Below are 24,440 nucleotides of genomic sequence, written 5' to 3' on the forward strand. Positions count from 1 at the left end.
CGTGCCGGCGCGCCGACTCACAGGGTGGTCCTCGGGCGCACGGTGTTGGCCTGTTCCACCAACGCGAATCGTGCCCACATGTCCTCGGTTTCGTGCGCCAGATCGCGGTAGCAGCGCTCCAGACCGGTCCGCACACCGGTGTCGTCGAGATCGGCGCCCAGCAGCGGCTGCTGATCGGCGCGCGAGCGGCCCGCACCCAGCCACGCCAACGCCGCCTCGAGCACCCGCAAACGCACTTGGGCGGCACGGTATTTCGAATCGACCCGCAGTCGCGTCACCCGATCACCCGCGTCGCGCAGGATCGCCTCGGTCAGCTCCTCGGGTGTCCGATCGGCCAGCACGGTGTCCACCGCGGCGATCCTGGCCTCGGTGAACAACGCCGACCCCGCATCGACCTGATCGAGCACCGCCACCGCGCCCTCGCGTTCACCGGCCGCCGCCCGCAACCGGGCCAGCCCGAACACCGCGCTCAAATATCCGCGGTCGGTGCGCCACACCGTCTCATAGAAGCGGGCCGCGCTGCGCCGGTGCTGAGTGGCCGCGAAACCCTCGGCGTCCGCGGTGGCGGCGCCGGACAGTTCGGCGACAGCGGCCAGCGCCAGCTTCGGCGCCGATTCACCGGGCAACGCGGTGTAGACGGCATCGAATTCGGTGCGTGCGTCCGCGAAATCACCCGATAGCAGCCGGGATTGGCCGCGATACCAGGTCAGGCGCCAATCGCCGGGAATGCTCGCGGCCGCCTCGGTCAGTCGCCGGTCCGCCTCGGCGGTGTCGCCCACCTCGAGGGCGGCCCTGATCAACCGCAGCGGGATCTCGGTCGATTCCCCGCGCCCGGTGACCACCGCACGCAACCCCGCCTCGAACGCCTGCGTCAGCTCCGCCGGAGTGGTGCCGCTGGTGGTGGCCAGCAACGCGGCCGCGCTGTCGCTCGGATCGACCAACGGCACCGGAAGCCCCGCAACAACACTGGAAGCCGTCACCGGATCGCCGACCCCGAACACCGCGCGCGGCGGCCCGAAATAGCTCGACATGCCCGCGCGTGGCACCCCGTCCTCGAGCGAAAGCACCTCGCGCAGCACCCCGGTCAGCTGATCGGCCGTCTCCTCCATCGAGGCGAACCGGGCGTCGGGATCGTCGTCGGTGGCACGCAGCAGGAACCGGTACAGCGAATCATAGGTAGCCAGCAGCGGTTCGGTTTCCGGGCCCGGTAGCGCCCCGAAATGCCCGCCGCGCTGGGGCACCGCCACCAGCAGCACCGCCAGCGTGCGCCCGACCGTGTACACCTCGGTGGCCACGGTGGGCCCGGTCTCGGCGATCTCGGGCGCCTGATAGCCGATGGTGCCGTAGATCGGGCTGTCCTGATCGTCCATCGCGATCACCGCACCCAGATCGATCAGCTTGAGCTGCTCGTCGGTCTGCATCACGTTGTCGGGCTTGAAATCACAGTAGGCCAGGCCCAGCGAATGCAGATAGCCCAGCGCCGGCAGCATCTCGAGCACATAGGCGATCGCCTGCGCAGGCGGCAAGAACCCGCCGGTGGCTTCGCGGTGGCTGCGCAGGATCTGCTTGAGCGAGGTGCCCCCGACGTACTCCATCACGATGTAGCCGACCGCGACCCCGTCGGCGCCCGCGTGCTCGACGAAGTTGTGGATCTTGACGATGCTGGGATGTTCGACCTGCGCCAGGAACCGCTTCTCGGCCACCGCCGCCAGCATCGCGTCCGCGTCACCGGCATTGAGCAGGCCCTTGAGCACCACCCACCGGTCGCTGACATTGCGGTCGATCGCCAGATAGATCCAGCCGAGCCCGCCGTGGGCCAGACAGCCCGCCACCTCGTACTGGCCGGCGACCAGATCACCCTTGGCCAGCTTCGGGGTGAACGAATAGCGGGTGCCGCAATGCGGGCAGAACCCTTCGGCGCGACCGGGTTTGCCGTCGCGGCTGCGCCCGACCGGCTTCTCGCACTTACCGCAGTAGCGTTTGGCCTCGGGCACCTCGGGCTCGGTCATCACCGCCGAGGCCGGATCGATGCGCGGCACCGGCGGCACCTCCACCATGCCCGCGCCCAAACGTCCGCGCCTGCTCGACCGCGACGACGAGCGGGCCGTGCGCACCGACCGCGACCCGGTCCTGCTGCTCGGCGTCGACACCAGCGCGGCCGTGGCCGGGGCGGGCGCGGCACCGCACACCGCGCAATAGCCGTCGACAAGTGTTCCGCCGCACCCGGGTTCCTCACACCGCACCGGCGCGGGGGTGGTTGCGTGCGACTGGACAGTGGCCGCTTCCGCCGGTGCGGTGCCGCAGATCTCGCAGTAGCCGTCGATGACCGTGCCGCCACAACCGGGTTCGGTGCAGTGCCGCGGCACCGACTCGATGGTCGTCTCGGTGACAGAGGTCGTCTCGGGGAAGGAAGACGTCGTGGGGACTGAAGGCTTTTCGACGACCGAGGTCGCCGCGGGGCCCGAAGCGGTTGTCGCCGTTGACGCCTGGCTCGCGGCAGCCGGTGCGCTACCGCACACCGTGCAATATCCGTCCTCGACGGTGCCCGTGCAGCCCGGCTCCGTGCAGGTCATGGTTCCCCCTCCCGGTTGCTCGCTCATGATCGTCTCCCCGATTTCTGCGCGATCAGATGCTGATAGTCGGCGACCGCGCGGGTGACCGCGGCCAGATCGCACGGCGTGCGCGCCAGCAGCTCACTCGCCCGCTGATGCGCGGCAAGCAGATCCGAGTCCTCACCGACGCCCAGGCGCGCCGCCTTGGCCTGATAGGCGGCCAACCGGCCACGCAGTTCCCCGCGCCGCTCGAGCAGTCCCGTGGCCAGCTGCTCGGCCTCGAGGGCTGCCGCGTTCGCGGTGTCGATGCGGCGGCGCAGATCGATCAGCGCCGCGCCCGCACCGGGATCGGCGGCCACCAGCGCCAATTGCGCACGCAACCGCTCACCATCCGCTACGGGCACCGGCAACGGACCCGACACCAGAGTGGCCTCGACGCTGGCCTTGGCCGCCGCGGCACGCTCGCGGGTGGCCAGCAGCACCCCCAGCCGCGCCCGCACCTCGGCGACCGCCGCGGCCCAATTGGCTTTCATCGCCGCGAGTTCGGCAAGCACCGCGCTCTCCCGGTCCAGCGCCTGGCCCAGTTCGGCCAGCCGGGCATCGATTTCGGCGACGGTCAAGGCCAGCGGGTCGGTCGCCGAACGGCTCAGCAGCGCAGCGATCCCGTCACCGACCGCGCGCAACTCCGGGGTGAGGGCACCGGCGCGGTCGAGCCGGTGCTGCAGCGGCGCCAGCCCCGCCATCACCCGGGTGTTCACCTGATCCACCGCGTCGAGGAACTCGGCGATCACCGGGAACGTCGCCCGCATGCGATCAAGGGTATCGGCGAGCCCGACGAACAGCACGTGTTCGCTCGGACCGGTCAGCGAGCGCTGCGCCAACGGGATCGGCGTGCGCGACACCTCGTGCGGTCGCCCGCGCAGGATCTCGGTCAACCGCGCCCGCTCGCCGTCGTCGAGGCGCGCGCGGGTGCCGCGCACCGCACGCGCGGACTCGAGGATCGCGCGCATCCTGGCCAGGTCCTCCCACATCAACGCCAGCGCCTCGCGCACCGGATCCCAGCGTGCCTCGGTCACCCCCGACGGCGGATAGTGCCGAACCAGGCTCAGCCCCGGATGCTTGTCCAGCTCGAGCATGATCGCGGTGATCGAATCGAATTCGGTGCCGCGCCGGGCCAATTCGCGGTCGATCTCGGCGACGGTCAACGGCGCCACGGCCGGGCTCATCCCACATACCGCGGGATCGGCGGGCCCGGTGAGGGACCAAGCGCGGCCAGCCGGTCGGTGTAGATGCGCTGCCAGCCGCCGTCGGCGCGCAGGCGTTCGAGCACACCGTTGACGAACCGCACCAGCTCCGCGCTGCCCTTGGGCACCCCGACCGCGTACGCGCCCATACCGATCGGTTCGCCGACCACCCGCAGCGTGCGGTCCTGGGCGACGAGCCCGAACAGGATCGGATCATCACCGCTGATCGCGTCCACATTGCCCTGCTGCAGGGCGACCAGGCAGTCGGTCCAGTTCGCGACACCGAACACCATCGGACGCTTGGCCATACCGAACAGCGGACCCGCCGCGGTCGTGCCGCGCGCTACACAGACCCGTTTGCCTGCCAGGTCGGCGCTGGCGGCGATACGGGACTCGGCCGGGGCCAGGATGCGTTGTGCAGCACGGTAATACACCGCAGAGAAGTCGACCTCGCGGCGACGCTCACAGGTTGCCGAGAACGTGCGCACGATCATGTCGACCTTGCCCTCGCGCAGCGCGGGAATGCGTTCGGCGGCATTGACCGACCGCAACTCGATCTTGTCCGGATCGCCGAACAGATCCCTGGCGATCTCGCGCGCGATATCGATGTCGAAACCCTCGAGCCTGCCGGTGGCCGGGTTGCGGAACCCGAACAGGTAGGTGTTCTGGTCGACGCCGACGCGCAGGCTGCCGCGCGCCACGATCGCGGCCATCGCCGAGCCCGGCGGCATCGCACCCGGCTTCGGCAACGGGCCGGGGCGTAACGAGGCCTCCTCGTCGCAGTCGGCTTGGCCCTCGGCTTGCGGGGCCGACGTGATCTCTGCTGCGCCCGCGGGCGTCGGATGCACCGCGTCCAGGGTGCTCGGTGTCGGCAATTCCCCGGCGCCGCAACCGCTCACCAGGATCGTCGTCGCGGCCAGCAGCGCGGCGGCCAGCGCGGATGTCTTCACAGGAACTCCTTCAACCGCGGCCACAGCCCGGCGACCACCGCGGCCGCGGCGAACACCAGCAACGCCAGCGTGCCCACCGGGCTGAAGGTCAGCACCGTGCCCGCGGTGTCCAGCCCGCCACGCAGGTCGCGCCGCGACTGGGCCAGGTTGTCGGTGAGCGCGCGATCGAGTGCGGCGAAACGAGTCGCCGAGGACTGCGGCGTCGCACCGATCGCCTGCGCCACCGCGGCCGGATAGTCGGCGGACTGATAGGCGGCCACCTGCCAGCGATGGCCTTCGGTCCAGCTGGTGAGTGCTTGGGCGGCAGGTGAATCCGCGCCGACCACCGTGGCGAGCCGATCGCGCAGCTCGCCGGCGTGTGTGGTGTAGCGCTCCTCACCGGCGGTGATGTCGCCGCGGGTGACCAGCTGCAGTGTCTCGTCGGTGCGCGCCTGCTGGGCCGAAATGCGGGCCTTGGCAAGAGTTTCGAAGCGGCTGCTGGCACCGGAGGCACCGGTGTCGAGGTTGGCCGCGGCCACGCTCGAGGCGAGCACCAGCCACAGCAGCGCCACCCCCGCCGCGCCCGCGCCCACCACCACACCGACGTTGACGCGGCGATTGGTGCGCCGCACCAGCAGCGCCGAGGCCACCGCACAGGCGATCAGCACCAGCAACACCAGCACGATGCTCACCACCGGCAACGCGCCGATCGCGTGCTGATCGGCGCGCACCGCCGCGAACCTGGCCTCGGTGAGCCGCTGTGCGTTGGGCAGCAGCGAATACTGCATCACCGCCGAAGCCTCGGCCAGATACGAGGCGCCGACCGGGAACCCTTGCCTGCTGTTGGCTCTGGCCGCTTCGACGAGCCCGGTGTAGGCGGGCAGGTCGGCGCTGATCCTGGCCACGATCTGGCGGGTCTGCTCATCGGAGGCGCTGATCGTGGCATCCGAAAGCGCGGCAGCGGCATCGGCGAGGGCCTGCTGATACTGCCCGCGCACCGCGCCGGCCTCGAGCCCGCCGGTCAGGAACGCGGTCGCCGCGGTCGAATCCGCCGCCGAGAGCGCCACATACAGCCGTTGCGCCGCGAACGCGCGCGGCTCGGTGCGTTCGAGTGCGCTGTCCTGACGGGCGTTCTTGCCGCTCATCTGGCTCATGGCGGCGAAACCGGCCAGCAGGCACAGCACCACCGACACGACGGCGACGACAACGATCACCCCCGGTGTCGTTCCGGCGAAGCGTCGCAACCACAGGGTCCCGTTGCGGATGCGAGGTCCCACACCGTCCTCCTAACATCTCCCCGGCCGGTGTCTCGATCGAGATAGTACGGGAGGACGTGGGGGTGTGCCGATCGATTGCGGGCGTAGTGCACAAACCGCGACCGCCACGGCGCCGGGTCAGCGGCGGCGGTGAATCACGATGGTGGTGGTGCTGATTCGCGCGACCACGAGCGCGGCCACGCACAAGGCGGTGATGGTCAGCCAGCCCAGATGCGCCGGGGTGCGGAAGCTCGCGGCCGAGGCCAGCGCGCCGGGGTGGCTGGCGATCAGCGAGCCGATCAGCGCGACACCCAGTGATTGCCCGACCTGGCGCGAGGTCGTCGCCAGACTCGCCGCCACCCCGGCCTGCGCGGGCGGCAGACCCGCCACCGCGGTGGCCGTGATCGGGGTGTAGAGCAGTCCGATGCCCGCGCCGAAGAGCCCATAGCCCAGCAGCAGCAACAGTTTTCCGCTGCCGTCGAAGGTCACCGTCAGCACCGCCGCCGCGGCCGTTGCCACGATCGCGCCCGCGGTGAGCGCGCTGCGGGCCCCGCGTTCGGCGACCAGGCGCCCCGACATCGGCCCGAACACGAACATCGCCGCCGCCATCGGCAGCAGCGCCAGCCCGGCCGTCAACGGCGAATCGTGGCGAATCTCCTGCAGATAGAACGTATTCAGGAACAAGAACCCGCCCATCGCGGCGAAACCGAAGATCGCGATCACGAACGCGCCGGTGAACGGCGCCGAACGGAACACCCGCAGCTCGATCAGCGGCTGCGGGTGGCGCGGGGCGTGCCACAGCAGCACGGCCAGACACAGCGCCGACCCGGCGAAACTGCCCAGCGTCTCGGGCGCGAGCCAACCCCGGTGCGGGCCTTCGATGATCGCGAACACCAGCAGCCCCAGCAGCCCGATCACCAGCAGCTGGCCCACCGGATCGAAGGCGCGCGGGCGCTCGGCGCGCGACTGCGGCACCACCAGGAACGTCAACGCCAGCGCCGCCATCGCGATCGGCACGTTGATCCAGAACACCGCCTCCCAGCCGACGGTCTCCACCAGCAGCCCGCCGACCACCGGGCCCGCGGCCATGCCGATCCCCACCGAGCTGCCCCAGATGCCGATGGCGCGCACCCGCCGCCCCGGCTCGGTGAAAACGCTCGTAATGATCGCCATGGCAACGGGATTGAGCATCGACCCGCCGACGGCTTGCAGCACCCGGAACCCGATCAGCCAGCCGACCGACGGCGCGAGGCTGCATGCCAGCGAACTCACGGCGAATAAGGAAAGCCCGATCTGGAAGACGGTGCGCCTGCCGATGCGGTCGGCCAGCGAGCCGGAGAAGGTCAGCAGGCACGCCAGGGTCAAGGTGTAGGCGGCGACCACCCACTGCGCGCCGGCTAGCGATCCGCCCAGGCTGCGACCGATCGCGGGCAGGGCGACGTTGACCGCGGTGGTGTCAACGTTGGCCATGACCACCGCGGCGCAGCAGACGGCCAGAATGACGGCCTGGCGGGCGGTCTTCGGTGTGCTCGGCGCGACAGGGGCGCTGATCGACATGCCAGCATACTGACAGCATCGTTGCCGTGGTCTGCCCAGCGACACGGGCGCCAGCGTCAATGGGCGTGTCATTGTTAACCGATTGCGCGCGTTTCACTTTCGCGGTGATCGGTGTGCTGTGCGGATCGCTCAGCGCGCGCCGACCGGCGCCGGGATCCCCGACACCGCGAGCTCGCGACCGCCGCGCAGCCGGAACTCCTGCGGCGGGCAGCCCTTCCAGCGCCGGAAGGCGCGGATGAACGAGGCCGCCTCCGCATAGCCCAGCCGGGCGGCGACCTGCTCGGTGGTCAGGTCGGTGTGGGCCAGCAGCTGCTCGGAGAGCAGTTGACGGACCTCGTCGAGCAGGGCGCGAAAAGAGGTCTGCTCCTCGTTGAGCCGCCGGGACAAGGTGCGCGGGCTCAAGAACAGTTCGTTGGCCACCGCGATCTGATCGGGGATATCGCCCGGTGTGCGGATCAGCAGCTCGCGGACCCCGCCCGCGACCCCGGTGCGGGGGCGATGGCGCTCGAGCAGCTCACGGCAGAAGCGGGTGCAGGTGAACCGGGCCCGCTCGTCGAGCGGGGGCAGCGGCCGGTCGAGCCTGCGGCTGTCGAAGACCACCGCGTTGGCCGGTGTGTCGAAAGCGAGGTCGGCGCCGAAGTTTTCGCGGTGGCGGCGCAGATCGGCGGGTGCGGAGTGGCGGAATTCGGTGCGCGCGGTGGACAGCGCCGCGCCGTAGAGTTCCCTGCCGACGGCGGGAATGCCGGCCAGTGTGCGTTCGGTGAGGAAAACCCGTAGGGGCGGCGGTGTTTCGGTGTCGTCGAAACGCAGGCGTAGTTCGCCGCTGGTTTCCTCGACGGTGAGTCGGCCCGCGACCAGGGTGCGGTCCAGATAGCGCACCATCGCATCGATCAGGTCGCGCAGGGTGCGGCTGCTGAGCAGCGCCAGTCCCCACGGGCCCGAGCGGGGCAGCTCGAGCCGGTGCCCGGCCTCGAGGCCGAGGCCTGGCTCATTGCCGAAGCGCTCCACCAGGTTTCGCACCACGCGCAGTTCCTGATGGGTGGTGCAGTGCTCGTCCTCGGGTGAAAGCGTGGTCCCGGACAGGCAGTCGAGTGCAGGCATGCCACGATCGTCAGCCAGCGCGATCAACACGCGAACGCCGGACGTGGTGCGGCGAAGGTCCCGGTCGAACATGTACTCGCATTCCTCATCGAATTTCGCCGTCGCGACGGCTTGGCGAAATCTATCAATGGCGAGGCCGCTGGTGCAGGGAAATCGCGAACTGGAAATGGGCGATTGTTCAGGGTGGGTGCAACAGGAATTCGTCGAACATGGTCACGATCCGGTCGTTGTCGAACACCTCCGGTGCATCGAGCACCAGCCGGGCCGCGGTGTCGACGATGCCGTGCACCAGATGCGCCAGCACGTCGAGGTCGACCTGCTCGGCGCCGCGTTTACCCGAAAGCCATTCGCCCAGTAGCGAACTCAGCGGCACCCGGACTTCCTCGCGGGCCCGCTCGACCTGATCGCGCAGCATCGAGGGCACCCCGTCGATCGGGAAATACACCAGCCGCCAGCTGCCCGGCTCGGCGCGCACCTCGTCGAGAAAGCGGGCAAGCCCGCCCGACAGCGCCGCGGTCGTATCGACTTCCGCTATATCGGTTGCCTGCGTGGGTGATTCGACGCCGAGCAGCGATCGCTCGACCACGGCCAGCATGCGGGCGCGCTCGCGGTCGATGAGCTCGTAGAGCAGCTCGTCACGGCTGGCGAACGAGTCGTAGACCACCGGGCGGGTGACCCCGCCGCGCTCGGCGACCGCGGCGATGCTCACCTCGGCGAAGCCACGCTCGAACACCAGAGCGCGCGCGGCATCGAGCAGCGCGTGCTTGCGGTCGGTGGGCGCGAGCCGCTTGGCGTAGCGGCGGCGTTGTCCGCCTTCGGGTTTCGCCGTTGCCATCGCCCTACCCCGGATCCATGGCCAGTGCGGCGGCGGCCATCCGGCGCGTCAGCCAGCGCAGTGTCGTCGCGATCGGCTCGCGGCGGGTGTCGTCGGCCAGCAGCAGCCGCGCCCCGGTCTCGCTGATGCTGATCACCGCGTAACTGAGCAGCTCGGCATCGATCGTGCGCTCGCGCAGCGCGGCCACCATCGTGATCACCGACGCGATCCGGTGGCGAATCTCAGTGCGGACAGTGTCGATTCGCGCGTGCACCGCGGTGGGCAGCCCGTCGCCGGGCATCAACACCAGCTGCCAGGTCTGCGGCGCGGACAACACCAGGTCCAGATAGACCTCCACCGCGGCTTCGGCGACCTCGACGGCGATGTCGTCGGGATCGGTGTCGGGGCGCACGGTCGGTGTCGCGTCCGCGGCCATCGCGAGCACCCGCGCCTGCTCGCGGTCGAACAGGGCGGCGAAAACCGCGTCGCGGTCGTCGAATTCGGCGTAGAGCGCGGGCCGGGTGATCCCGGCGGCCCTGGCGATGGCGTGCATGCTGACCCCCGGATAGCCTTCCCGGACGATCACCCCGCGCGCGGCATCCAGGATGCGTTCGCGTCGCGCCGACACAGTGTCCTCCCGTGGTGCTCGATCGATGACCAGGCGACGCAGCGGTGCGCATCGGCTATCAATCCTACGACGGCGCGCGCGGCGATGTCGCGGACCGAGGTGGTGATCAACGGTCGAATCCTACGTGCTCATCAACAGTGTCACAGCCAAATTGACACTGTTGTTCTCGGGTCGAACCGGTGCTACGGTGTGCCCGAGTGCTGGTGGGGCGGGTCACATTCGAGTGACCGGTCCCATGATCGGCGCGCGACCACGCGACCTCATCGGAGCGGTTGCCCACCACTGTCACCACCCGAGCAACCCGTCCGGTACGAACACAGCTCCGCCGGTGCCACCACACCGCGCAGGGCACACCTCATCACCGCACCGTGATGAGGGCGCAGGAGGATTGATGAAGGGCGCCGCACCGCTCGCGCAGGCCGATACCGACTCGGCCGCTCGTCTCGTTCGCGAGAACCTCACCGGCACTGTGCTTTCCAGCCTGCGCACGTTCGGGCGTGCGGTGGATCTGGGACTGGAGTCGGTGCGCGGCAGCGTCACCGACGTGCTCGCCGCCCGCTTCCAGTGGTCGGAAATGCTGCGCCAGGCCTGGTATCTGATCACCGTCACCGCGATACCTGCGGTGCTGATGGCAGTTCCGTTCGGCGTGGTCGTCTCGGTGCAGGTGGGCAACCTGATTCACCAGCTCGGCGCCGACTCGATGATCGGCGCGGCAGGCGGACTCGGGGTCATCCAGCAGGGCGCGCCGCTGGCCACCGGGCTGCTGCTGGGCGGGGCAGGCGCCTCCGCGATCGCCGCCGACCTGGGCGCGCGCACGGTCCGTGAGGAGATCGACGCGTTGCGCACCATGGGCATCAGCCCCGTGCACCGGCTGGTCATTCCGCGCGTGAGCGCCATGCTGCTGGTCGCGCCGCTGCTCAACATCCTGATCATCTTCGTCGGCATCGTCTCCGGCTACGCCGTTGCCATCGGCGCCCAAAACGTCACCCCCGGCAGCTACTGGGCCACCTTCGGCTCCTTCGCCGTGCTCGCCGACGTGTGGATCTCCCTGGCCAAGGCGATGCTGTTCGGGTTCCTCGTGGTGATCATCGCCTGCCAGCGCGGACTCGAAGCCCGCGGCGGGCCGCGCGGGGTCGCCGACGGCGTCAACGCCGCGGTCGTCGTCTCGGTCGCCGCGATCATCCTGGTCAACCTGGTGATCACCCAGATCGTCACCATGTTCCTGCCGCTGCGGGTGGCCTGATGACCGCGACACCCTATGCACCCAAAGGCCTCCGCTGGGTCTATCGCCTTGTCCGACACCGTGATCGGGCCTTCGCGCCGTTCGAGCACACCGGCTTCCTGCTCGGCTTCGTCGCCCACACACTGTGGGCGATCCCGCTGACCCTGCACCGCTACCGCGCCCAGACCATGCGCACCATCACCGACATGACCTGGGGCCGTGGCTCGGTGCTGGTCGGCGGCGGCACCGTGCCGATGCTGGTGGTGCTCGGCCTGGCCATGGGCGCAGGCGTCGGCATCCAATCCTTCGCCGCCCTCGACCTACTCGGGCTCGGCCCGATGACCGGAGTCATCTCCGCCTTCGCCAACACCCGCGAGCTGGCACCGATCGCGGCCGCCGTCGGCTTCGCCGCCCAGGCAGGCTGCCGGATGACCGCCGAAATCGGCGCGATGCGCATCTCCGAAGAAATCGACGCACTGGAATCGCTTGGCCTGCGCTCGATTCCGTTCGTGGTCACCACCAGGGTGATCGCAGGCGCCATCGCGATCGTGCCCACGTTCCTGATCGCGCTGGTGCTCAGCTACCTGGCCTGCTCGGCGGTCGTCGTGCTGCTGCACGGCCAGGCCGCAGGCGTCTACGACCACTACTTCTTCCAGTTCACCAGCGGCTACGACGTGCTGGCCGCGGTGCTCAAGATCCTGGTGTTCGGCGTCGCGGTGATCCTGATCCACTGCTACTACGGCTTTTTCGCCTCCGGCGGACCCGAAGGGGTCGGCATCGCCTCGGGGCGGGCGGTGCGCGCCAGCTTCGTCGCCATCGTCGCCCTGGACATGGTGGTGACCATGCTGCTGTGGGGCGTCAACTCCGCCATCGAATTCCCAGGGTGAGTCCGATGCCGAACTACAGCATGCCCGGCGTCGCGATGACCCGGCGCGGGTCCCGCATCCTGGGCGCGTGCGCGCTCGTCACCGCCACCGTGATCGGCCTCGCCTGGCGCGGCGGCCTCGACGACTCCGACCCCGAGCGGGTGCGCATCCAAGTGCGCACCGAGCAGATCGGCGAAGGCGTCGACGCGGGCACCACGGTGCGCATGGACGGCGTGCGCGTCGGTGCCATCGCGGCCGTCACCGGCATCGACCAGGGCCGCCAACTGATCACCCTCGATCTCGACCGCGCCGAAACCGTCTCCCTCACCGACACATTCACCATCGACTACGCCCCCGACAACCTCTTCGGCATCAGCGCGCTGACCCTGCGCCGCGCCGCGGGTGGCACCGCGCTGCACGAGGGCGCCGTCATCGACCTGGCAGGTCAGCACGCCGACCGGGTCACCGACGTGACCATGGGCAGGCTGCTGCGCGCGCTCACCGAAACCTCCACCGACGTGCTCACCCCGACACTGACCGAACTGATCACCCAGGTCCACCGCGACCTGCGCGCGTTCACCCCGCTGCTCGAGGCCATCGTCACCATGAGCCGCACGTTCGCCGAGACTCAGCGGTACCCGGTCCCCTACCTGCTCGACCAGTACTCCTCGTTCTTCGGCGGGCTCGGCGAATTCGCCTCGGCCACCTTCCGGCTGCTCGACGCCATCATGAACATCGAGGTGTTCCGCACCGACCGGCCCGCCTACGACGCCTTCATCGCGATGATCGTCGACGGGGTGTTCCCCGCGATCGGCACCGTCGGCGACGCCGCCAACGCCCAGCTGCTCGGCTACGCCGACATGCTCACCCCGCTACTGCGTGCCGTCGCCGCGACCGTGCCCGACCCGCGGCGCAGCCAGGCCGAGACCACCACGTTGCTCGAGCGGCTCGACCGGATCTTCGCCGACACCCCCGACGGGCCCGCGGTCAACGTGGCGGTGGTGCTGCACGGAATGCCAGGACTGAGCGCCGCGCTGCTCGGTCAACCAGGCCAACCGGGCCAAGGAGGTCCCCGATGAGGCAACTGCCGCTGCGCTCGATCATCGTGCGGCTCAGCCTGTTCGCCGCCGTCACCCTGGTGCTGCTGGTGGTGATCGCCCAGGCGATCACCCGCCCCATCGAGGGGGACACCGACCGCTTTCAGGCTAAGTTCACCGATGTCAGCGGACTGAAAACCGGTGACGGAGTGCGCATGTTCGGTGTCCAGGTCGGCAAGGTCACCGGCATCGACCTCGACGGGGCGCGGGCGCTGGTGCGGTTCACGGTGCAGCGCGACCGGCCCGTCTACGACACCAGCGTGCTCGCCATCCGCTACCAGTCGCTGACCGGGCAACGCTACGTCGACATCCGCCAACCCGACCGGCCGGGCACCCGACTTGCCGCCAAATCGACCATCGCCGAGGCGAACACGACTCCCTCCTTCGACATCACCCAGCTGTTCAACGGATTACAGCCGGTGATCGCCGAATTCTCCCCCGCAGCGCTCAACCAGTTCACCGAGAACGTGCTCGCGGTGATCGACGGCAACGGCTCCGGCATCGGGCCCGCCCTGCAATCGTTGGACAAACTCAGCAGATACGCCACCGACCGCCAGGCGGTGATCAGCACCATCGTGGCCAACCTGCACACCATCTCCGGCCAAATCGGCGGCCGCTCACCGCATCTGGTCACACTGCTGCGCGGCATCGCCGACGTGTTCACCGCCTTCCGCGCCAAACTCGACGGGCTCATCGCCTTCGCCGCCACCGCACCGACCGCGCTCGGCCCGCTCAACAGCCTCATGGACACCCTCGGCTTCACCGAGACCACCAACCCCGACCTCATGACCGACCTGCGCCTGCTCTTTCCCGACCCGCAGGCCGCACTCGACCTGCTCGGCAGACTGCCCGGCCTGCTGCAAGCCCTCAGCGCCGCACTGCCACCGGCCGGTGCCGCCGCCGCCCAGGTGAACACGACCTGCACCAAAGGCGCCGCCGAACTGCCCCAGGCACTGCAGATCCTCGTCGCCGGACAGCGAGTCACGATATGCAACGGCTGACCCTCGCGCGCCCGAAACGCTTGGCGCACACGCTGATTCCCGGCAACGCGCCCCTGGACCGGCACGAGGCCGCCAAGAACCGGCGCGAACTACGCCTTGGCGTGGCAGGCGCCGGATTCGTCGTGGTGCTGCTGCTGATCACCGCGGCCATCTACCTCGTCCCGTTCGGCAAGGCCACCTACACCGCCGAACTCACCGAGGCACAGTCGGTCAAGGTCGGCGACCAGGTGCGCATCGCCGGGGTCACCGTCGGCGCCGTCACCGCACTGGACCTGCAATCGGATCGGGTGCGCATGGCCTTCACCGTCGACCGCGACGTCTTCCTCGGCGAGGCAACAACACTGGAGCTGCGCATGCTCACCGCGGTCGGCGGCCACTACCTGGCCGTGCTGCCCGCAGGCAACACACCACTGGGCAAGACCACCATTCCCGCCGAGCGAGTCCGGCTGCCCTACAGCCTGATCCGGACCCTGCGCGACGCCGCCGCGCCCACCGGGCAGATCGACGGCGACACCTTGCGCAAAAACCTCGCGGCCCTACAGGATTCGCTCGAACAGAGCCCCGACGCACTGCGCAGCATGGGCAAGGCCGTGCAATCGTTCGTCGACGTCCTCAACCAGCAGAACACCGAGGTGTCGCGGGCGCTGAGCGTGATGACCGAATACCTCACCACCCTCGACGACAGCAAATCCATCGTCGGTGAAGTGGTACGCGCACTGGGGATGCTGATGGTCGCCGGGCTCGACAAACGCGGCGAAATCGCGGTGGCGCTCTCGATCACCGCCCAGCTGCTCTCGCGCATCGCCGCGCTGGAACCGGCCTCGCGTGAGGTCCTCGAACCCCTGGCAGGCAAGCTGCGCGACACCCTACCCCAGCTCACCGAACTGGGCGCCCAGCTCGATGCCGCGGTGCCCGCCTGGCGCGAGCTACGCGACCGGCTCGTGGCCGCCACCGCCGGACCGGACGGCGTCGTGATCGATCACTCCGCGCTCACACCCGAGATCTGCGTGCCGGTGCCGGGAAGGGCGTGCTGATGAAACGACTCCTCACCACACCGGGCTTCGTCACCGTCGTCGGCGCGCTGACGCTGGCCGTGCTCGCCGTCGCCGGCTATCTGATCGTGGTCGCACCAGCCAAGACGACCATCGGCTACTGCGCGCAGCTACCCGACGCGATCGGGCTCTACCCCGGCAACCAGGTGACCAGCCTCGGCATTCCGGTCGGCACCGTCACCGCGATCCGCCCCGAAGGCACCGGCGTGCGCGTCGAATTCGCGATCGACGCCGACCATCCCCTGCACGGCCAACCCACCGCCACCACCGTGTCCGACACCCTGGTCGCCGACCGCAGCCTGGCCGTGTTCGGCGAACCCGGTGCGCCGCTGTGGGATCGCGGACGCTGCCTCACCAAGACTTTCACCCCCAAGAGCATCAGCCAGACCCTCGACAGCTTCGCCAAGGTCGCCGCCCAGCTCAACGGCGGCGACACACCCGCACAGCAGCACCGAATCCGCGACGGCGTCAACGCCTTTCGCGCCGCGACCGCCGGCACCGGCCCGCAACTCAACACCCTGATCACCGACCTCGCCACCGCGCTGCGCCAACCCGACGCCGCGATCGGCAACATCGGCCGGCTCATCGATGCCTTCGCCGCCATCGCCTCGAGCATCTCGGCGAACTGGGACGACATCGCCAGAGTGGTGCTGCGCGCCAACGACGGCATCGGATTCATCAACGAACTCTGGGGACGGGTGGTCCAGATCGCCGACTCACTGCTGGTGCTGCTGCCCTGGCTCAACCGCCTCGCCAACACCTACGGCCGGCCACTGCTGGGCGCCCTCGACGGCGCGGTACCCGGGCTGCGGCTGCTGGCCGCCAATGTCGGCTCCCTGCAACAGATCATCACGATGATCCCGCCGATCGCCAACGCCTTCGCCCAGACCACCGACCCGGCAACCGGCTGGCCGCGCCTGACCTACGCACCACCCAGAGTGACACTGCCCCAGCTGCAACCCGACCAGATCTGCGCCGTCCTCGACACGATCACCCCGGGACAGTGCCGCACCGCGGGCGACGGGCTGTCAGTGGCCGAGCTGGCGCCGCTGATCCTCGGCACGGTAGGCGCACGATGAACCGGCAGGTGCGCTGCGGCATCGTCGGCGTGACTGTGGCGGCGGTGCTCGCGGGCTCGGGGTGCGCGTTCGATCCCTCGACCGTGCCGGTGCCGGGTGCGACCGTGTCCGGGCCCACCTATCAGGTGCGGATCCAGCTCGCCAACGCCCTCAACCTGCCCGCTCAGGCGAAAGTCGTCGCCAACGGGGCACAGATCGGCAGTCTGCGCTCGGTGCATGTGGTCGATCCCAGCCCGACCGGCAGCGGTCGCGTCGATGCCGTCGTCGAGATCTCGCGCGCGATCCGGCTGCCTGCCGCCACCACCGCGCAACTGCGCCAGAACACCATCCTCGGCGACATCTACATCGGACTCACCACCGCCGCAACGGGTTCCACCGACACCATCGCCGACGGCGGCACCATCCCGCTCGCCCAGACCAGGCCCGCGCTGCAAGTCGAAGACCTGCTGGCGGGCATGTCGACCTTCGTCGCGGGCGGCGCGATACAACAGGCCCAGGACATCATCGACCGCGTCAACGCCGTGCTGCCCCCGCAACCGGCCGACACCGCACGGATCTTCGACGTGCTCGGCCGCGACGCAGGCGATCTCGCCGCCGACCTCGGCGCGGTCGACCGGCTGCTCGACGCCGTCGAAAAGGATCTGCGGGTGGCACTGGACAACCCGACCGAGCTCGGCGAGCTGCTCAGCGAACGCGGCGCGGTCGAAATCCCCGCCGACGCCAAATCGCTCGTGCTGACCCTCGGTGTCGTCGGCGGCCTCGGCATCATCGGTGCCGCGGTGCAATGGCTCGGGCCGCTGCTCGCCGCCGGTGATGCCACCGCCAAAGCGCTTGTCCCGCTGCTGTTCACCTACCGACCGCTCGATCTGAGCGCGCCGTCGAACCTCAATCGGGTAGTAACGCTGTTGCGCGACAAGGTGATTCCCTTCGCCGAGCACGGGCCGAAGGTCAACATCACTCGGATCGAGATCGACGGCGCAGCCACCCCGGACGAACAGGTCCAGCGCATGCTGACCGCACTGCGCATGATCGGAGTCGTGCGATGAACCGCGTGCGCAGCAACGCCGGACCGCTGGCCTCCCTCGGCGCCATCGGCGCGATCCTGGTGCTCGGCAGCGCGTATCTGCTGTTCGGGGTGGTCAAGATCGACTGGTTCGCGCAACGCCTCGACGCGACCATGGTGCTCGCCGACTCCGGCGGGCTGATGCCACGCTCGAAGGTGCTGCTCTCGGGCATCCAGATCGGCGAAGTGACCTCGGTGACCCACGTCGGGCCCGCCGTGCAGGTGGCATTCCGGATCACCGGCGACTATCGCGTGCCCGTCGCCAGTTCGGCACGCATCGAAGCACTCTCGGCCATCGGCGAGCCCTACCTGGAATTCCGACCCACCGCGGCAGGCGGACCGTATCTGAGCGACGGGCAGCGCATCGACGCCGCCACCGTCGCGGCCCCGGTGTCGATCGCCGAGGTCGCGCGGACCGCCACCCAGCTGCTCGACCAGGTCGACCCCGCCGCGCTCGCGGGCATCGTCACCACCTTCGAACAGGCACTGGCAGGCACCGAGGCGATGATGCCGCCGCTGTCGCGCTCCACCGACCTGCTCGCCGCCACCCTGCTCAGCCGCACCCAAGTCATCCGCGACATGCTCATCGCCATGCAGTCGCGCGCCACCGACATGTGGTGGGCCGGACCGGAACTGGCCAAAGCGTCCGGGCCGTGGGCTGAATTCGGGCCGCGCGTCGACGAAGTCGCCGCCGCCGTCGCCCGGATCGTGCGCGCGGAAAACACGCCCAGCTATCTCACCCAGACCGACCAGGCCATCGGGCTGGTGCCGTTGCTGCACGAAATCGCCGCCAAGCTCGCGGTACTCGGCCCGGAACTGCGGACCCTGCTTCCGGTGTTGCAGCCGCTGGTCACCACGACCACCGGCGCGGCCAACCAGCTCGACCTCGGTGCCCTGATCAGCCAGGCACTGCACGCCACCAGTCCCGACGGTGCCCTCACCCTGCAGATCACCGTCAAATAGCGTCACGGAGCCCCGACACCATGTCCGAGATCAGACTCGACAAAGACACTGCGCCAACACCTTCGGTGCCGCAACCGTCCGTGCCGGAACCAACGGTCGGCCCGACAAAGGAACCAACGGTCAACCGGACAGAGCAGCCAACGGTCAACCCGACAGCGCAGGCACGCGGGCGGTCGATGCACCTCGAGATCGCGACACTGGTGCGCAGCGCCGTCATCGCAGTGCTCGTGCTCGCCGTCGCCGCGCTGTCGGTCTTCCTCGTCATCGCCCGTAATGACCTCGCCGACAGCGCTGCCGCGGCGGCCGCCGACCGGCACGCCGAACAGGTCGCCACCGACTACGCGATCGGCGCCTCGACCATCGACTACGCCGACCTCAACACCTGGGTCGCCAAACTGAAGACCAACACCAGCCCGTCTCTCGGCGCCAAATTCGACGCCGTCGGCCCGAGAATGGGCCAGCTGCTCGGGCCATTGAAATGGACCTCGACCGCCACCCCGGTCACCGCCACGGTCAGTGCCCGCACCAACGGCGTCTACACCGTGAATGTGTTCGTGAATCTCAGTGTGTCGAACGTGCAGAACCCGAAGGCCGCGTTCGTGACCGCGACCTACACCGTCACCGTCGACGAGCACGCGGGCTGGCAGGTCACCGAGGTCGGTGGGCTCGGCGCGGCGCTGCCGGTCAAGTAGTGCGCGCCGGCGTGCGCAACACGGTGACGCTGATCGCGAGGATCCACAGGATGATCAGCCCGCCCGTGCTCGCGGTCGTGCCCCAGCCGTTGGCCGCGTAGAAATTTGCCGGATCGTTCCCGGCGAAGATCGACGGCACGAACACCAGTTGGATCGCCGCCAGCGCGAACGCCGTCCACGCCGTCCAACGCGGCAGCACCCCCGCACCGGCGACACCGACGCCGAAAGCCACCAGGAACAGCGCGATCAACAACTTCGACAGCGCACCGTAGAGCACATAGGTGCCGGTGACCGCGATGGTCGTATCGATCGGCTCGGGCGCGGCAATCGCGGCGCCGACCTCGAGACTGGTCGAGATCGAGCTGACGGTCAGCCACATCAGACCCGCGGTAGCACTGATCGAACCGAGCCACCCGTACTGTGGGCCCGCCGGTTTCAGCAGGTGCGGCAGCCCGACCATGAACACCACGAGCACGGTGTTGCCCAGGAGCCCGAAGATGCTGCGGGTGAAGATGTTCCAGTCCGGCGGTGGCCCGCTGTAGACGAAATACAGCGGCAGCTCCACCAGCATCAGCAGGGTGGCGACCAGTCCCGCCGCGCCGGTGGTGCGCCGGATGACAGTGCTGTCCATGGGTTCTCGCTTTCGCCGAACTCCTGCCGTCGCCCGCGGCGGCGATCAGTGCCCTACGTAGCCATCTCTACTCGCACACCGCGTCACTCGTCGAGCCGGGATCGTCGAGATAACGCACCACCAGATCGTCGACGCACGCGTTGACACCGGCGAACACGAACGTGTGCCCATCGCCCTCGCGGATCACCAGCGGGCTGTCGAGATAGTTCGCCATCCGTTGGGCATTGCGCACCGGCGTGGTCGGATCGTGGCGCGTCCCGACGAACAACACCGGCGCCGACCCCTCGCCCCGATGCGGCTGGTAGGCCTTGGCGGTGCCAGGAGTCGGCCACAGATCGCAGGTGTCGAGCGGGAATTCGGTCGGGCGCGGCTCGAAATCGTCGTAGGTCGCCGCGTCGTGGAGCTGCGCCTCACCGGCCTGCCGCGAGGCCCGATCGGTGGTCGGCTCCGCCACGTCGGCGCACGTGATCGCCGCCAGCGCATTGGCTTTGGTGTCCGGGGCCGACGGGGCCTGGCGCGGTGACTGTTCGGGCTGCTCGCTGGCCAACGCCCGCATCGGGGTCCCGTCGCCGCGGCGCACCGCGGCCAGCGCGTCCAGATACGGCGTCCAGCCTTCGGGCCACAGCAAGCTGGTGCTCAACGCTTGCAGGACGTCGTTGGGCTCGATCGGCGGGGTCGCCCCGGCCGGCACCGGGTGATCCTTCGTCTCGCGCAAGATGGCGTGAAAGACGTTCTGCGCCTGGGCCGGATCCGCACCGAGCGGACAGTCGGGGCGACCCTGCGCCCGGTAACGGTCGACGCAGAATGCGGCCACCCGATTGAACGTGTCCTGGTAGCCCTTGTTCTGGCCGACCCGCATCTGCGTGTTGTTCTCGGTCACATCGACGACACCGTCGAGCACCGCGGCCCGATAGCCGCCCGGATACCGCTGGACATACATCGCCGCGACCTGGGTGCCGTAGGAGGCCGCCAGAATATTCAGCTGCTGCTCGCCGAGCACCCCGCGCAGCACGTCGATGTCGTCGGTGGCCTCGTCGGAACCGATGTGGCGCAACTCTTTCGCGCCGGTGCCGTGCACACACGACGCGACGAACGCGCGCCGCGCGGTCTCGGTCGCGGTCACCGAGTCCTGGTCCTCGACCAGGTCACCGCCCGCGGGATCGCACACGATCGGCGGGGTCGAGCGCCCGACACCGCGCGGATCGTAGGAGACGATGTCGTAGTGCTTGCGCACCTGCTCGGGAAAGGGCATATCCAGCATCGGCAGGCCAGGATCGCCGGGCCCGCCACCGATCAGCAACAGCGTGCCGCGCTTGTCCTCCTCGGCCGGACGGCGAGCAACGGCCAGCGACACCGTGTCCACCGCCTCCGGCGACAGCGTCCCGCTCTGGTGATAGTCCAACGGGGCACGGACCAGCGCGCAGGTCCGCCCGTCGGCCGGGGCATCGGAGAACCAGTGGCGCGCTTGACCTTCCGTGCACGGCAGCCACGCGACGGGCTGGCTGTAGAACGCGGCCCGCGCGCCGGCGTGATCGGAGCTGTCGGTCGAGCAGCCGACCAGCAGCCCCGCGGCGGCTAGCGGAACCGCGCCGAGGGCTGCACATCGCTGGAGCTGCATGGGCCGGTCTCCTCGCTGCTGGCGGACGAGCAGAACAGAACGCGACTCGTGGCAACACAGTAGCAACCTCGGGCCGGTCGCGCCGGGATCGGCCGGGTCAGTCGCGCACCACGACGCCCAGATGGCGGGCAAAGGCCGCAGCCAAGTCCATCAGCTGACCGCTGTCGATGGTGGCCCCGCGCAGTGCATCGAGTCCGTCGATGATGTCGAGTGCTCGCGCGCCACGCAGATCGACCGAGGTGAGCGTGGCCCGAGGCAGGACAAGACCTTCCACCGTCGAGCCGGGAAAGGTCACCTTCGTCAACGCGGCATCGCCGAAATCACAGTCGCGCAGCACACATTCGACGAACGAGACATCCCGCAGTTTGGAGCTGCGGAAGTTCACCGAATCGAATTTGCAGCCCTCGAACCGCATCCGGCGCAAGCCCGCACCACCCAGATCCACCCCCGACATGGCGCCGTCGATCATTTCCCCGTCCTGCCAGCCGGTGTCGGCCAGTTCGGTGCCGACCCAGCGGACATGCCGCAGCCACACATCGGCGAAGGTGGCGTGGCGCATGCTGCCTCGCTGGAACACCGTCGAGGTGAACGCCGACTCGCTGAACCGGGCGTGCTGCGCGTCGAGCTCGTCGAAATCCCCGCCGTCCACGTGCACACAGTCGTAGTCGCCTGCGGACTCGAGCTCGCCGTCGAACACCGTCAGATGGCGTGCGTAAGGCAGGTCTTCGAGCTCGTGGGGCATGCGGGATTCCTCCGATGATCATGGGTGACGGCACCAGAGTATTGCGGGCGGCACCGACAAGTTCGCGCCCGCAGCGCCCGTCGACCGGCCCGCTGCGGTACCGGTGGCTGTGCTCGGCAGGAACCTCGGAGCCGTCGGCCGATCCCGCGCTCGACACGCACAGTTTTTCGCAACCGAGACATTTCTGCAGTGCGTGCCACGTGACATGCTGTGTCACATGAAGATCGACGGGACGGTTGCGCCGGGATTCGAGGCGGTACGCGAGGCGTTCGCCGCCAACTTCGCCGAACACGGCGAGGTCGGCGCCGCGGTGTGCGTGTATCGAGACGGGCGGCCGGTGGTCGATCTGTGGGGCGGAATCGCCGACCCCGAGACCGGCCGGGCGTGGGAACGCGACACCATCCAACTCGTCTACTCGGCCACCAAAGGTGTCACCACCACACTGGCCCACCTGCTGGTCCAGCGCGGTCTGCTCGACCTCGACGCACCTGTCGCGCAGTACTGGCCCGAGTTCGCCGCCGCGGGCAAGGACGCGATCCCGGTGCGCTGGCTGCTCACCCACCAGGCCGGACTCGCCGCCCTCGACAAGCCGGTCCGCCTCGTCGACGCACTGGCTTGGACACCCATGGTCGAGGCGCTGGCCGCCCAAGCCCCGAACTGGCCGCCCGGCACCGCCCACGGGTATCACGGCCGCACCTTCGGCTGGCTGGTCGGCGAGGTGATCCGCCGGGTCACCGGGCGCACCGTCGGACAGGTCCTCGCCGAAGACGTCGCCGCGCCCTACGATGTCGACTTCTTCATCGGCCTGCCACCGGCCGAGCAGTATCGCGTCAGTCGCCTGGTCTTCGCCCCGCAACCCGACTTCGCCGCGATCCCCGAGGACCTGATCCCCGAACGCCTGCGCCCGGTGCTGGCGGCCTTGCAGGACCCCGATTCCCTGGCCAACCGCGCCTTCCAGATCACCGACCCGCCCGATCTCGACTTCAACTCCCCCGATGTACACGCCGCCGAAATCCCCGCGAGCAACGGCATCGGCACCGCCCGCGGTCTGGCCCGCCTCTACGCCGCCCTGGTCGGCGACCTCGACGGGCACCGCCTGCTCACCCCCGAAACCCTCAGCGCCGCAACCAGAGAACAGGTCGCAGGCACCGACCTGGTCATCACCCTCGAAGACCGCTACGCCACCGGCTACATGCTCCCCACCCCCGAACTGCCCCTCGGCGGGCCGCACTCCTTCGGCCACCCCGGCCGTGGCGGCTCCCTGGCCTTCGCCGACCCCACCCGAGGTCTTGCCTTCGCCTACACCCCCAACTACATCATCGAAAACGCCGTCGACCTGCGCGCCCGCAACCTCGTCGACGCGATGGAGAGTGCGCTCGGCTAGCCCGGCGCATGGATTGTGGCACCTGCCTGCCGCGTTCCGGGATCAGTCGGCTCGGCCGAACAGCACCTGTTCAGCCACCTGTTCGGCCTCGACCGTCCACTCGATGTCGGGTTGTTCCGGGAGCGCCTCGAGTTCGGCGCGGAGAAGTTGGCGACGGCGGTCTCGAGGGTCGGACACGTTGTCGGTCACCTGGTGATTGTCCCGCAGGTCGACGCACTGGAATCCCGGCATGTCCGACGACGGGTGGATGCTGTTGGCGCAGCCGATCTTCGGGCGCGCAGTGCCGGGATTACGGGCCGAGGATCGCGCGGATCTGGTCGGCGGCGCGGCGGGCGGTGTCGTCGTCCAAGACGGCGACCGGGTCGTCGGCGCCGTCGAACCACGTGGCGCCGACAGTGAAAGGCGCGCCGGTGAGAGCGACACCCACCGAGCCGAGCGGGCAGATGATGGCATCGCCCGAGAGCGGGTCGGCGACGACCTCGACGATGATGAATTGGCGGCGGATCCGGTTGTAGTCGTCGGAGCTGACGATGAGGCACAGCATCCCGCCGGGCAGGACCGAACCGGAGGGGGCGTGCCAGACTTCGCCGAAGCGGGGCAGCGGCATCAGCGGGCGGATCGGCGCTCGGTGAGCAGCGACGCGGTGACCGACGTGGCGCGTTCGGGCGTATAGCCGGCGGCGTTCAGCGTCGCGGAGTCGGCGGCGAGGCGTTGGCGCAGGTCGTCGCGGTGGATGAGCTTGGCCAGGTAAGCCGAGCGGTCGAGGTTTTCGGCGTCGGCGCGGCGCTTGAGGATCTCGAGGGTTTCCTCGTCCAGAGACACCGAAGTCTTGCGTCCAGCCATACCGCTCACCATACCGCTGGCAGCGGTACACCGCAGGTGAGCTGTGGGCGGGCGCAGCGGCCCGGGCCGAATCCGTGCGAGTCGGTGCGGCGATCACCGCAGGGTG

General features: G+C 69.3%; 24 protein-coding genes. 10 read left to right on the top strand and 14 right to left on the bottom strand.

Features of this window, described 5'->3' with window-relative positions:
• Nucleotides 1-17 precede the first annotated feature (17 nt).
• The 8 genes from ACGFNJ_RS18660 to ACGFNJ_RS18695 all read right to left on the bottom strand — a co-directional run bounded on the left by ACGFNJ_RS18660 (nucleotide 18) and on the right by ACGFNJ_RS18695 (nucleotide 10,081).
• Complete coding sequence (locus ACGFNJ_RS18660) at nucleotides 18-2,600, bottom strand: tetratricopeptide repeat protein (RefSeq protein WP_393449128.1); 2,583 nt, start codon at nucleotides 2,598-2,600, stop codon at nucleotides 18-20.
• Nucleotides 2,597-3,778 carry a hypothetical protein gene (locus ACGFNJ_RS18665; RefSeq protein WP_393449131.1) on the bottom strand — a complete coding sequence of 394 codons (1,182 nt, stop codon included), beginning with the start codon at nucleotides 3,776-3,778 and terminating at the stop codon, nucleotides 2,597-2,599. Before ACGFNJ_RS18665 ends, ACGFNJ_RS18660 begins: the two co-directional genes overlap by 4 nt.
• Nucleotides 3,775-4,746, bottom strand: a complete 972-nt coding sequence (locus ACGFNJ_RS18670) for a glutamate ABC transporter substrate-binding protein (protein WP_393449134.1) — start codon at nucleotides 4,744-4,746, stop codon at nucleotides 3,775-3,777. The genes ACGFNJ_RS18665 and ACGFNJ_RS18670 overlap by 4 nt, the downstream gene beginning before the upstream one ends.
• Entirely contained in the window at nucleotides 4,743-6,002 is a 1,260-nt protein-coding gene (locus ACGFNJ_RS18675; protein ID WP_393449137.1) for a hypothetical protein, read from the bottom strand. The genes ACGFNJ_RS18670 and ACGFNJ_RS18675 overlap by 4 nt, the downstream gene beginning before the upstream one ends.
• A gap of 117 nt (nucleotides 6,003-6,119) precedes the next feature.
• Nucleotides 6,120-7,538, bottom strand: coding sequence for an MFS transporter (locus tag ACGFNJ_RS18680; protein ID WP_393449140.1), 1,419 nt, complete (start codon nucleotides 7,536-7,538; stop codon nucleotides 6,120-6,122).
• Between the two features lie 129 nt (nucleotides 7,539-7,667).
• Nucleotides 7,668-8,711 (bottom strand): AraC family transcriptional regulator, encoded by a 1,044-nt coding sequence (locus ACGFNJ_RS18685; RefSeq protein WP_393449143.1) that lies wholly within the window; start codon nucleotides 8,709-8,711, stop codon nucleotides 7,668-7,670.
• A gap of 106 nt (nucleotides 8,712-8,817) precedes the next feature.
• The gene (locus ACGFNJ_RS18690) at nucleotides 8,818-9,474 is read right to left on the bottom strand and encodes a TetR/AcrR family transcriptional regulator (RefSeq protein WP_393449146.1); all 657 of its coding nucleotides are present in this window, start codon (nucleotides 9,472-9,474) and stop codon (nucleotides 8,818-8,820) included.
• 4 nt (nucleotides 9,475-9,478) lie between these two features.
• The gene (locus ACGFNJ_RS18695; protein ID WP_393449149.1) at nucleotides 9,479-10,081 is read right to left on the bottom strand and encodes a TetR/AcrR family transcriptional regulator; all 603 of its coding nucleotides are present in this window, start codon (nucleotides 10,079-10,081) and stop codon (nucleotides 9,479-9,481) included.
• A gap of 391 nt (nucleotides 10,082-10,472) precedes the next feature.
• On the opposite strand from ACGFNJ_RS18695, the gene ACGFNJ_RS18700 reads away from it, so the two are divergent.
• The 9 genes from ACGFNJ_RS18700 to ACGFNJ_RS18740 are packed head-to-tail and all read left to right on the top strand — an operon-like array spanning nucleotide 10,473 to nucleotide 19,116.
• On the top strand, nucleotides 10,473-11,324 hold the full coding sequence (locus ACGFNJ_RS18700; RefSeq protein WP_393449152.1) for an MlaE family ABC transporter permease: 852 nt from the start codon (nucleotides 10,473-10,475) through the stop codon (nucleotides 11,322-11,324).
• Nucleotides 11,324-12,190: an ABC transporter permease gene (locus ACGFNJ_RS18705; protein WP_393449155.1), complete on the top strand. Its 867-nt coding sequence runs from the start codon at nucleotides 11,324-11,326 to the stop codon at nucleotides 12,188-12,190. Before ACGFNJ_RS18700 ends, ACGFNJ_RS18705 begins: the two co-directional genes overlap by 1 nt.
• A gap of 5 nt (nucleotides 12,191-12,195) precedes the next feature.
• Nucleotides 12,196-13,248 carry an MlaD family protein gene (locus ACGFNJ_RS18710; RefSeq protein ID WP_393449158.1) on the top strand — a complete coding sequence of 351 codons (1,053 nt, stop codon included), beginning with the start codon at nucleotides 12,196-12,198 and terminating at the stop codon, nucleotides 13,246-13,248.
• Nucleotides 13,245-14,267, top strand: a complete 1,023-nt coding sequence (locus ACGFNJ_RS18715) for an MCE family protein (protein WP_393449161.1) — start codon at nucleotides 13,245-13,247, stop codon at nucleotides 14,265-14,267. Before ACGFNJ_RS18710 ends, ACGFNJ_RS18715 begins: the two co-directional genes overlap by 4 nt.
• Nucleotides 14,255-15,301: an MlaD family protein gene (locus ACGFNJ_RS18720; RefSeq protein WP_393449164.1), complete on the top strand. Its 1,047-nt coding sequence runs from the start codon at nucleotides 14,255-14,257 to the stop codon at nucleotides 15,299-15,301. The genes ACGFNJ_RS18715 and ACGFNJ_RS18720 overlap by 13 nt, the downstream gene beginning before the upstream one ends.
• The gene (locus ACGFNJ_RS18725; RefSeq protein WP_393449167.1) at nucleotides 15,301-16,398 is read left to right on the top strand and encodes an MlaD family protein; all 1,098 of its coding nucleotides are present in this window, start codon (nucleotides 15,301-15,303) and stop codon (nucleotides 16,396-16,398) included. Before ACGFNJ_RS18720 ends, ACGFNJ_RS18725 begins: the two co-directional genes overlap by 1 nt.
• Nucleotides 16,395-17,444 carry an MlaD family protein gene (locus ACGFNJ_RS18730; RefSeq protein ID WP_393449170.1) on the top strand — a complete coding sequence of 350 codons (1,050 nt, stop codon included), beginning with the start codon at nucleotides 16,395-16,397 and terminating at the stop codon, nucleotides 17,442-17,444. The genes ACGFNJ_RS18725 and ACGFNJ_RS18730 overlap by 4 nt, the downstream gene beginning before the upstream one ends.
• The gene (locus tag ACGFNJ_RS18735; protein ID WP_393449173.1) at nucleotides 17,441-18,424 is read left to right on the top strand and encodes an MlaD family protein; all 984 of its coding nucleotides are present in this window, start codon (nucleotides 17,441-17,443) and stop codon (nucleotides 18,422-18,424) included. The genes ACGFNJ_RS18730 and ACGFNJ_RS18735 overlap by 4 nt, the downstream gene beginning before the upstream one ends.
• 20 nt (nucleotides 18,425-18,444) lie before the next feature.
• Entirely contained in the window at nucleotides 18,445-19,116 is a 672-nt protein-coding gene (locus ACGFNJ_RS18740; protein WP_393449176.1) for a hypothetical protein, read from the top strand.
• Here ACGFNJ_RS18740 and ACGFNJ_RS18745 read toward each other — a convergent pair.
• The 3 genes from ACGFNJ_RS18745 to ACGFNJ_RS18755 form a co-directional block, all read right to left on the bottom strand.
• Nucleotides 19,109-19,747 (bottom strand): hypothetical protein, encoded by a 639-nt coding sequence (locus tag ACGFNJ_RS18745; protein ID WP_393449179.1) that lies wholly within the window; start codon nucleotides 19,745-19,747, stop codon nucleotides 19,109-19,111. The genes ACGFNJ_RS18740 and ACGFNJ_RS18745 overlap by 8 nt on opposite strands.
• A gap of 67 nt (nucleotides 19,748-19,814) precedes the next feature.
• Nucleotides 19,815-21,365: an alpha/beta hydrolase gene (locus tag ACGFNJ_RS18750; RefSeq protein ID WP_393449182.1), complete on the bottom strand. Its 1,551-nt coding sequence runs from the start codon at nucleotides 21,363-21,365 to the stop codon at nucleotides 19,815-19,817.
• A gap of 97 nt (nucleotides 21,366-21,462) precedes the next feature.
• Nucleotides 21,463-22,107, bottom strand: a complete 645-nt coding sequence (locus ACGFNJ_RS18755; RefSeq protein WP_393449185.1) for a pentapeptide repeat-containing protein — start codon at nucleotides 22,105-22,107, stop codon at nucleotides 21,463-21,465.
• A gap of 217 nt (nucleotides 22,108-22,324) precedes the next feature.
• On the opposite strand from ACGFNJ_RS18755, the gene ACGFNJ_RS18760 reads away from it, so the two are divergent.
• The gene (locus tag ACGFNJ_RS18760) at nucleotides 22,325-23,491 is read left to right on the top strand and encodes a serine hydrolase domain-containing protein (protein WP_393449188.1); all 1,167 of its coding nucleotides are present in this window, start codon (nucleotides 22,325-22,327) and stop codon (nucleotides 23,489-23,491) included.
• Between the two features lie 42 nt (nucleotides 23,492-23,533).
• On the opposite strand, the gene ACGFNJ_RS18765 is transcribed toward ACGFNJ_RS18760, so the two are convergent.
• The 3 genes from ACGFNJ_RS18765 to ACGFNJ_RS18775 all read right to left on the bottom strand — a co-directional run bounded on the left by ACGFNJ_RS18765 (nucleotide 23,534) and on the right by ACGFNJ_RS18775 (nucleotide 24,334).
• Nucleotides 23,534-23,680 carry a hypothetical protein gene (locus ACGFNJ_RS18765; RefSeq protein ID WP_393449191.1) on the bottom strand — a complete coding sequence of 49 codons (147 nt, stop codon included), beginning with the start codon at nucleotides 23,678-23,680 and terminating at the stop codon, nucleotides 23,534-23,536.
• 100 nt (nucleotides 23,681-23,780) lie between these two features.
• Nucleotides 23,781-24,098, bottom strand: coding sequence for a hypothetical protein (locus ACGFNJ_RS18770; protein ID WP_393449194.1), 318 nt, complete (start codon nucleotides 24,096-24,098; stop codon nucleotides 23,781-23,783).
• Nucleotides 24,098-24,334, bottom strand: coding sequence for a hypothetical protein (locus tag ACGFNJ_RS18775; protein WP_393449197.1), 237 nt, complete (start codon nucleotides 24,332-24,334; stop codon nucleotides 24,098-24,100). The genes ACGFNJ_RS18770 and ACGFNJ_RS18775 overlap by 1 nt, the downstream gene beginning before the upstream one ends.
• Nucleotides 24,335-24,440 lie beyond the last annotated feature (106 nt).

The organism is Nocardia sp. NPDC049149 (assembly GCF_043197455.1).
Taxonomy (GTDB): Bacteria; Actinomycetota; Actinomycetes; order Mycobacteriales; family Mycobacteriaceae; genus Nocardia.